Source organism: Streptomyces griseorubiginosus, from assembly GCF_017614965.1.
Lineage (GTDB): Bacteria > Actinomycetota > Actinomycetes > Streptomycetales > Streptomycetaceae > Streptomyces > Streptomyces griseorubiginosus_B.
Genome location: NZ_WVUG01000391.1, coordinates 1 through 7,147, shown reverse-complemented (window position 1 = coordinate 7,147; position 7,147 = coordinate 1). Strand labels below are relative to the sequence as shown.

Here is a 7,147-nt window from a genome sequence, read left to right as displayed (position 1 = left end):
ACCCCATCGGGGCCGCGCCCCGCCCCCCGATCGGCCCTCGGGCCTCGTCCTCAGGCGCCGGACGGGGTGAATGATGCGGACCGGGCCTCTGTGATGTGCCGGCATCCGGGCAAAGCAATGCCGGCGCAGCTCCCCAGCTGCGCCGGCATTTTTGCCGTCCGCCGCACCCCCGTCCCCACGGGGTTTCATGGGTGGATGTCCCCGCCCGGACCGCTCTTCCGGGCCTGGGGTCGCCGCTCAGCGCCCCAGCATCACGCCCACGGACGACGCCTGTGTGGCCACTGTCTCCCAGCCGTCGAAGACGAAGAAGAGCAGGGCCGCCAGGGGGAGGACCATGATCGTCGCCACCAAGGGGTGGCGTCGGCCCGTGCGGCGCGGGCGGAGCGTCGTCGTGCGCTCCAGCCTGCGGAACTGTGTCCGCGGTGCCGTCAGAGCCATGGTCCCTCTCCTGACCGTCTCAGTTGTCGTTGGCAGCGGCGGGTGTCTGACCTCGGGGGACGAGTGCTGCACCCGCCGCTTGACCTCAAATCTAGGCTTCCGGCGTTCTTCGCACGTCATGCCCTCGTACCGATTGCCGGGCCTCCCGGAGGATGAGCCGTGCGGTGGTGAGTACTCCCCTGGGTGGAGACGGGGACCTAGGTCTCAGGGTCTTCCCCGAGGGGACGCCCGGTGTGTACCGGCTTTTCCGAGCTGTCCTCCCTAGGTACCGGCTGCTCCACCAGCGCCAGGACCCGGTTGGCCATGAAGCGGGCCGTACGGACCACGGAGCCGTTGCGGGTGACTTCGCTCACTTCCACGACACCGCGCCGTACCGCCGTCTCCACCCTGCGGCCCGCTCTGCTCGCCACCACCTCGTAGGTGCGGGTCGTGTCCCCCGCGTCCACCACTATCTCCACGCGATCACCCTTCACGGGTTCAATCCCCCTTCTGTGATGGGTGGTTGGGAGACCGGTGGGTGTGAAGTGCCGTTGGTTCCGGGCCCCCTGACCACCCTTCAAGTCTCCCACCCGGCACTGACAATCGATCGGGACGAGAGGGCGCGGCCTCTGCGCGCGGGCGGCCGTGAAAACGTAAGCTGTGCCACGTCACACGGACCGGGCAGCGGGGATGAACATGGCGATGATGCGCCTGAGGCGCGAGGACCCGCGCGTCGTCGGCTCGTTCAGGCTTCACAGACGGCTCGGCGCGGGCGGGATGGGCGTTGTGTACCTGGGCTCCGACAAGAAGGGGCAGCGGGTCGCACTGAAGGTCATCCGGCCGGACCTGGCGGAGGATCAGGAGTTCCGCTCGCGGTTCGCGCGTGAGGTCTCGGCCGCGCGGCGGATCCGGGGCGGCTGCACGGCCCGGCTGGTCGCCGCCGATCTGGAGGCCGACCGGCCCTGGTTCGCCACCCAGTACGTGCCCGGGCCCTCGCTGCACGACAAGGTCGCCGACGAGGGTTCGCTGAGTGCGGCCGAGGTCGCCGCCATCGGGGCCGCCCTGTCGGAGGGGCTGGTCGCGGTGCACGAGGCCGGCGTGGTGCACCGGGATCTCAAGCCGTCCAACATCCTGCTGTCTCCCAAGGGGCCGCGGATCATCGACTTCGGCATCGCATGGGCGACCGGGGCGTCGACGCTCACCCATGTCGGTACGGCCGTCGGCTCGCCGGGCTTCCTCGCGCCCGAGCAGGTGCGCGGTGCCACGGTCACGCCGGCCACGGACGTATTCTCCCTGGGCGCGACCCTGGCGTACGCCGCCATGGCCGACTCGCCCTTCGGACACGGCAGTTCCGAGGTGATGCTGTACCGGGTGGTGCACGAGGAGCCGCAGCTGCACGGCGTACCGGACGCCCTGGCTCCGCTGGTGCGGGCCTGTCTGGCGAAGGACCCGGAGGAGCGGCCCAGCACACTGCAGTTGTCGCTGCGGCTGAAGGAGATCGCCGCGCGCGAGGCGCAGGGACTCGGTGAGGTGCGGCCGCCCTCCCCGCGTGCCGCGGAGGCGGACCGGCCCACCGGGCGGCTCGCCGACACCTATCCCGACCAGCAGCGACGCCCGCAGGGGACGCCACCGCCGAGGGGTACCTCGTCCTCGTCCCGGGGTTCGGCTCCGGTGCGGGGCGGTGGGGTTCCCTCGCGGGGTTCCGGTCCCGCGGGTCCGGGCGGTGGGTCGCGGGACTCCGGCGTCTCAGGCCCGGGCGGTGCGGCACGGAACGGTACGGCGCCTTCCTCGCGGGGTGGCTCTGCGCGCTCCGGCGCGCGGCCCACGCCGGCCTCGCGGGGCGGCACCCGCTCCGGCAGCGGGAGCCGGCCCGCACCGCGCAGTGGTACGGGGCGTCCGGCGCCCAGGACCACGGGGACGGGCCGGCGTCCGGCCAATCCGCGACTGCTGCGGCAGCGGCTGTTCGTCTTCGTCGTCGTGACGCTGCTGGTCGCGCTCGGCATCGCCGCGGCGCAGGGCTGCCAGGGGCCGGCGCACGGCCTGGGCGGCGGCGGCCGGGGGGCCGTACAGGAGCAGCAGCGTCAGGCCGGGGAGCCGGGGCGCGGATAGGTGCGGCGCCCGGGAAGCCGGGGCGCGGATAGGTGCGGGGCCCGGGGATGTTGGTGACGGCAGAGACAGGCGTCACAGCCCCGGAAGGATGCGCTCGAAGAACTCCAGGTCGCCCTCGAAGACGGGGGTCAGGGTCAGGAACTCCTCCGGGGTGACCCAGCGATAGTCGGCGACCTCGGCCGGGTCGGGGACCACCTCGCCGGTGGGTGCGTCCGCCGTCCACCAGTGGAGGCGGAACACGCCGTCGTCGGTGTCGGACTCCCAGACCTTGGCGAGGGGGACGGCGGTGAGGCCGACCTCTTCCCGGATCTCCCGGACGACGGCCTCCCGCTGGGTCTCCCCCGGTTCGACCTTGCCGCTCAGCGGCTGCCAGTAGCCGGGACGGGCGACCGACGCGGCGCGGCAGATCGCCAGGACGCGGTCGCCGCGGCGCAGGACCGCGACGATCGCCTCGCGCTGGGCCATCAGTCCTGGGGGCGGCCGGTGGCCACCGCGTAGAAGGCGACCGCGGCCGCCGCGCCCACGTTCAGGGAGTCGACGCCGTGGGACATCGGGATGCGGACCCATTCGTCGGCGGCGACCAGGGCCTGGGTGGACAGCCCGTCCCCCTCGGCGCCGAGCATCAGGGCGACGCGGTCCATCCTGTGCGGGGCTGCCTCGTCGAGGGACCTCGCCTTCTCGTCCGGGGTGAGGGCGAGGAGGGTGAAGCCGGCCTCGCGGACCGACTCCAGGCCCTTGGGCCAGGTGTCGAGGCGGGCGTAGGGCACGGAGAAGACGGCTCCCATGGAGACCTTGACGCTGCGGCGGTAGAGGGGATCGGCGCAGTCCGGGGACAGCAGGACCGCGTCCATGCCGAGGGCCGCGGCCGAGCGGAAGATCGCACCGATGTTGGTGTGGTCGTTGACCGACTCCATGACGACGACCCGGCGGGTGGTCTGCAGGAGTTCGGCGGCCGTGGGCAGGGGCTTGCGCTGCATGGAGGCGAGCGCGCCGCGGTGCACGTGGTAGCCGGTGACCTGCTCGGCGATTTCGGGGCTCACGGCGTAGACCGGGGCCGGGAGTTCGTCGATGACATCGCGCATGACGTCGACCCACTTGGCGGAGAGCAGCATCGAGCGCATCTCGTAACCGGCGTCCTTGGCGCGTCTGATGACCTTCTCGCCCTCGGCGATGAACAGGCCCTCGGCCGGTTCTCGTTTGCGGCGCAGTTCCACGTCGGTCAGGCCCGTGTAGTCGCGCAGGCGGGGGTCGTCGGGGTCCTCGACGGTGATGAGATCGGCCACAGGGTGATACTGCCTTGTCCTGGGTGTGGTGCCAACGGCTCGGAACGGGTTGTGTTACCCGGGGTTACTCGACCGCTCGCGGGCCCACTCGCACGACCTCGCCGATGACGATGACCGACGGCGCCTTCACCTCGTGCTTACGGACCGCCTCCGCGACCGTCGCGAGGGTCGCGTCCACCCGGCGCTGGGCGGCCGTGGTGCCCTCCTGGACCAGGGCGACCGGGGTCGCCGGGTCCTTGCCGTGCGCGACCAGGGTCTCGGCGATCTTCCCGATCTTGTCGACGCCCATGAGGACCACCAGGGTGCCGGACACCTTCGCCAGCGCCGGCCAGTCGATCAGCGACCGCTCGTCGTCGGGGGCGACATGCCCGCTGACCACGGTGAACGCCTGCGCGAGCCCGCGGTGGGTGACCGAGATGCCGGCCGCGCCCGGCACCGAGATGGAGCTGGAGATGCCGGGGACGACCGTGCAGGGGATGCCGGCCTCGGCGAGCGCCTGGATCTCCTCCATGCCGCGGCCGAAGACGAACGGGTCGCCGCCCTTGAGCCGGACGACCGACCTGCCCTGCTTCGCGTGTTCGATCAGCGCGTTGTTGATGGCCTCCTGGGCCATGAAGCGGCCGTAGGGCAGCTTCGCCGCGTCGATCACCTCGACGTGCGGCGGCAGTTCGGCGAGCAGGTCGCGCGGGCCGAGGTGGTCGGCGATGACGACGTCGGCCTCGGCCAGCAGCCGGCGGCCGCGGACGGTGATGAGGTCCGGGTCGCCGGGTCCGCCGCCGACGAGGGCGACGCCGGGTGTGCGGCCGCGGTGGTGCGGGGCGACGAGGGTGCCGTCGCGCAGCCCCTCCACGACCGCGTCGCGGATGGCGGCGGTGCGGCGCGGGTCGGGGCTGTGTGTGTCCGTGGTCAGGACGGCGACGGTGACGCCCTCGCTGTGACCGGTGGCCGGCGTCCAGGCCGTCGCGGCCTCGGCGTCGTCGGAGCGCACGCACCACACCCGGTGGCGTTCGGCCTCGGCGGAGGCCCGGGTGTTCGCCTCGCGGTCGCCGGTGGCGATGAGGGCGTACCAGGCGTCGGCGAGGTCGCCCTCCTCGTAGGGGCGCCTCGCCCAGGTGATCTCGCCCGCGTCCGCCATCGCCTCGACGGACGGCGTCGCCTCCGGGGAGACGAGCAGGACGTCCGCACCGGCCGCGATCAGGGCCGGCAGGCGGCGCTGGGCGACCTGGCCGCCGCCGAGCACGACCACTTTGCGGCCCAAGAGGCGGAGACCTACGGGGTAGGCGGGGTGTTCGGCCATGAGGTGCGGCTCCTCGTCCTGCTGGCAATGCGATGGGCGCTACGGCGCTGGAGCAGCCCTGACGTGCGGATTTCGGTGATGGGGTTCAGCGTACGGCCGGGGTGGGACGCGCGCAGGAGCGCGTACCCCACCCCGGTACGGGAGCTACTTCTCGGTGACGCCCGCGGAGTCGAAGGTCGCCACCTCGTGCATGGCCCGGGCCGTGCTCTGCACCAGCGGCAGGGCCAGCAGGGCGCCCGTGCCCTCGCCGAGCCGGAGGTCGAGGTCGACCAGGGGGCGCAGGCCCAGCTTGTTGAGGGCCGCCACATGGCCGGGCTCGGCACTGCGGTGACCGGCGATGCAGGCTGCGAGGACCTCGGGGGCGATGGCGCGGGCCACCAGGGCGGCGGCGCCGGCGCTGACGCCGTCCAGGATGACCGGCGTGCGCAGGGAGGCGCCGCCGAGCAACAGGCCCACCATCGCCGCGTGTTCGAAGCCGCCGATCGCGGCGAGCACGCCGATGGGGTCGGCCGGGTCCGGCTGGTGGAGTTCGATGGCGCGCCGCACGACCTCGGTCTTGCGGGCCAGCGTCTCGTCGTTGATGCCGGTGCCGCGGCCGGTGACCTCGGCGGGGTCGGTGTCCGTGAACACCGAGATGAGGGCGGCGGACGCGGTGGTGTTCGCGATGCCCATCTCGCCGGTCAGCAGCGCCTTGTTGCCGGCCGCCACCAGGTCGCGGGCCGTCTCGATGCCGACCTCGATGGCCTGCCTGGCCTCCTCGCGGGTCATGGCGGGGCCGGTGGTCATGTCGGACGTGCCGGCGCGGACCTTGCGGGGCAGCAGCCCCGGGGTCGCGGGAAGGTCGGCGGCGACACCGACGTCCACGACGCACACCTCGGCGCCGACCTGACCCGCGAAGGCGTTGCAGACCGCTCCGCCGCCGAGGAAGTTGGCCACCATCTGGGCGGTGACCTCCTGCGGCCAGGGGGTGACGCCCTGGGCGTGCACGCCGTGGTCGCCGGCGAAGATCGCGACGGCCGCGGGCTCCGGGATCGGCGGCGGGCACTGGCGGGACAGCCCGGACAGCTGCGCTGAGATGATCTCCAGCATGCCGAGCGCGCCGGCCGGCTTGGTCATCCGCTTCTGCCGCTCCCAGGCCTCACCGAGCGCCTTGGCGTCCAGCGGGCGGATCTGGGCGACGGTCTCGGAGAGCAGGTCGTGCGGCTCCTCACCGGGCAGGGCACGGCGGCCGTACGTCTCCTCGTGCACGACCCAGGACAGCGGACGGCGCTTGGACCAGCCGGCCTGCATCAGCTCGGGCTCGTCCGGGAACTCGTCGACGTACCCGACGCACAGGTAGGCGATGACCTCCAGGTGCTCGGGCAGCCCCAGCGCGCGGACCATCTCGCGCTCGTCAAAGAAGCTGACCCAGCCGACGCCGAGGCCTTCGGCGCGGGCGGCGAGCCAGAGGTTCTCGACGGCGAGGGCGGCGGAGTACGGCGCCATCTGCGGCTGGGTGTGCCGCCCGAGGGTGTGCCGGCCGCCGCGGGTCGGGTCGGCGGTGACGACGATGTTCACCGGGGTGTCGAGGATGGCCTCGATCTTCAGTTCCTTGAACTGCTTCGCCCGCCCCTTGGGGAGCGACTTCGCGTACGCGTCCCGCTGGCGCATGGCCAGTTCGTGCATGCTGCGCCGGGTGTCGGCGGAGCGGATGACGACGAAGTCCCAGGGCTGCGAGTGGCCGACGGACGGGGCCGTGTGCGCGGCCTCCAGGACACGGAGCAGCACCTCGTGCGGGATGGGGTCGCCACGGAAGCCGTTGCGGATGTCGCGGCGCTCGCGCATCACCTTCAGCACGGCCTCGCGCTCGGCGTCGTCGTAAGCGGGCGCGGCCGGGCCGGTGGACTGGCGGACTTCTTCCACTGGGGCCGTGCTCTCTTCCTGGTCAGCGGCCCGGGTGTCCAGGTCGTCCGCGTGCTGTACGAGTTCGGGATCGGCCTCGCGCGGGGCGGGGACCGGCGCGAGCGCCTCCGGCGCGTCCTCCGGGGGGAGGGTGAGCGCG

7 protein-coding genes are annotated in these 7,147 nt (G+C 72.9%); 1 reads left to right on the top strand and 6 read right to left on the bottom strand.

The window, feature by feature from the left end:
* Positions 1-237: 237 nt before the first annotated feature.
* Together GRC12_RS39920 and GRC12_RS39915 are read right to left on the bottom strand one after the other, a co-directional pair.
* Positions 238-438: a hypothetical protein gene (locus tag GRC12_RS39920; RefSeq protein ID WP_208785358.1), complete on the bottom strand. Its 201-nt coding sequence runs from the start codon at positions 436-438 to the stop codon at positions 238-240.
* 197 nt (positions 439-635) lie between these two features.
* Positions 636-911: a hypothetical protein gene (locus GRC12_RS39915; protein WP_208785357.1), complete on the bottom strand. Its 276-nt coding sequence runs from the start codon at positions 909-911 to the stop codon at positions 636-638.
* A 196-nt stretch (positions 912-1,107) separates the two neighbouring features.
* Here GRC12_RS39915 and GRC12_RS39910 point away from each other — a divergent pair, with 196 nt between their 5' ends.
* A complete protein-coding gene (locus GRC12_RS39910; protein ID WP_208785359.1) occupies positions 1,108-2,526 on the top strand; it encodes a serine/threonine-protein kinase in 1,419 nt (472 codons plus the stop codon).
* A 72-nt stretch (positions 2,527-2,598) separates the two neighbouring features.
* On the opposite strand, the gene GRC12_RS39905 is transcribed toward GRC12_RS39910, so the two are convergent.
* The 4 genes from GRC12_RS39905 to cobT all read right to left on the bottom strand — a co-directional run.
* Entirely contained in the window at positions 2,599-2,991 is a 393-nt protein-coding gene (locus tag GRC12_RS39905) for an NUDIX domain-containing protein (protein WP_208785356.1), read from the bottom strand.
* Positions 2,991-3,809 carry a TrmH family RNA methyltransferase gene (locus GRC12_RS39900; protein ID WP_208785355.1) on the bottom strand — a complete coding sequence of 273 codons (819 nt, stop codon included), beginning with the start codon at positions 3,807-3,809 and terminating at the stop codon, positions 2,991-2,993. Before GRC12_RS39900 ends, GRC12_RS39905 begins: the two co-directional genes overlap by 1 nt.
* 64 nt (positions 3,810-3,873) lie before the next feature.
* Positions 3,874-5,106 (bottom strand): uroporphyrinogen-III C-methyltransferase, encoded by a 1,233-nt coding sequence (gene cobA / locus GRC12_RS39895; protein WP_208785354.1) that lies wholly within the window; start codon positions 5,104-5,106, stop codon positions 3,874-3,876.
* Positions 5,107-5,250: 144 nt separating this feature from the next.
* A partial coding sequence (gene cobT, locus GRC12_RS39890) for a nicotinate-nucleotide--dimethylbenzimidazole phosphoribosyltransferase (protein ID WP_208785353.1) occupies positions 5,251-7,147 on the bottom strand: 1,897 nt, incomplete at its 5' end.

Bases quoted from the DNA above. Each gene is read 5' to 3' on its own strand.
- GRC12_RS39920 (WP_208785358.1), bottom strand. From the start codon at position 438: ATGGCTCTGACGGCACCGCGGACACAGTTCCGCAGGCTGGAGCGCACG.
- GRC12_RS39910 (WP_208785359.1), top strand. From the start codon at position 1,108: ATGAACATGGCGATGATGCGCCTGAGGCGCGAGGACCCGCGCGTCGTC.
- GRC12_RS39905 (WP_208785356.1), bottom strand. From the start codon at position 2,991: ATGGCCCAGCGCGAGGCGATCGTCGCGGTCCTGCGCCGCGGCGACCGC.
- cobA (WP_208785354.1), bottom strand. From the start codon at position 5,106: ATGGCCGAACACCCCGCCTACCCCGTAGGTCTCCGCCTCTTGGGCCGC.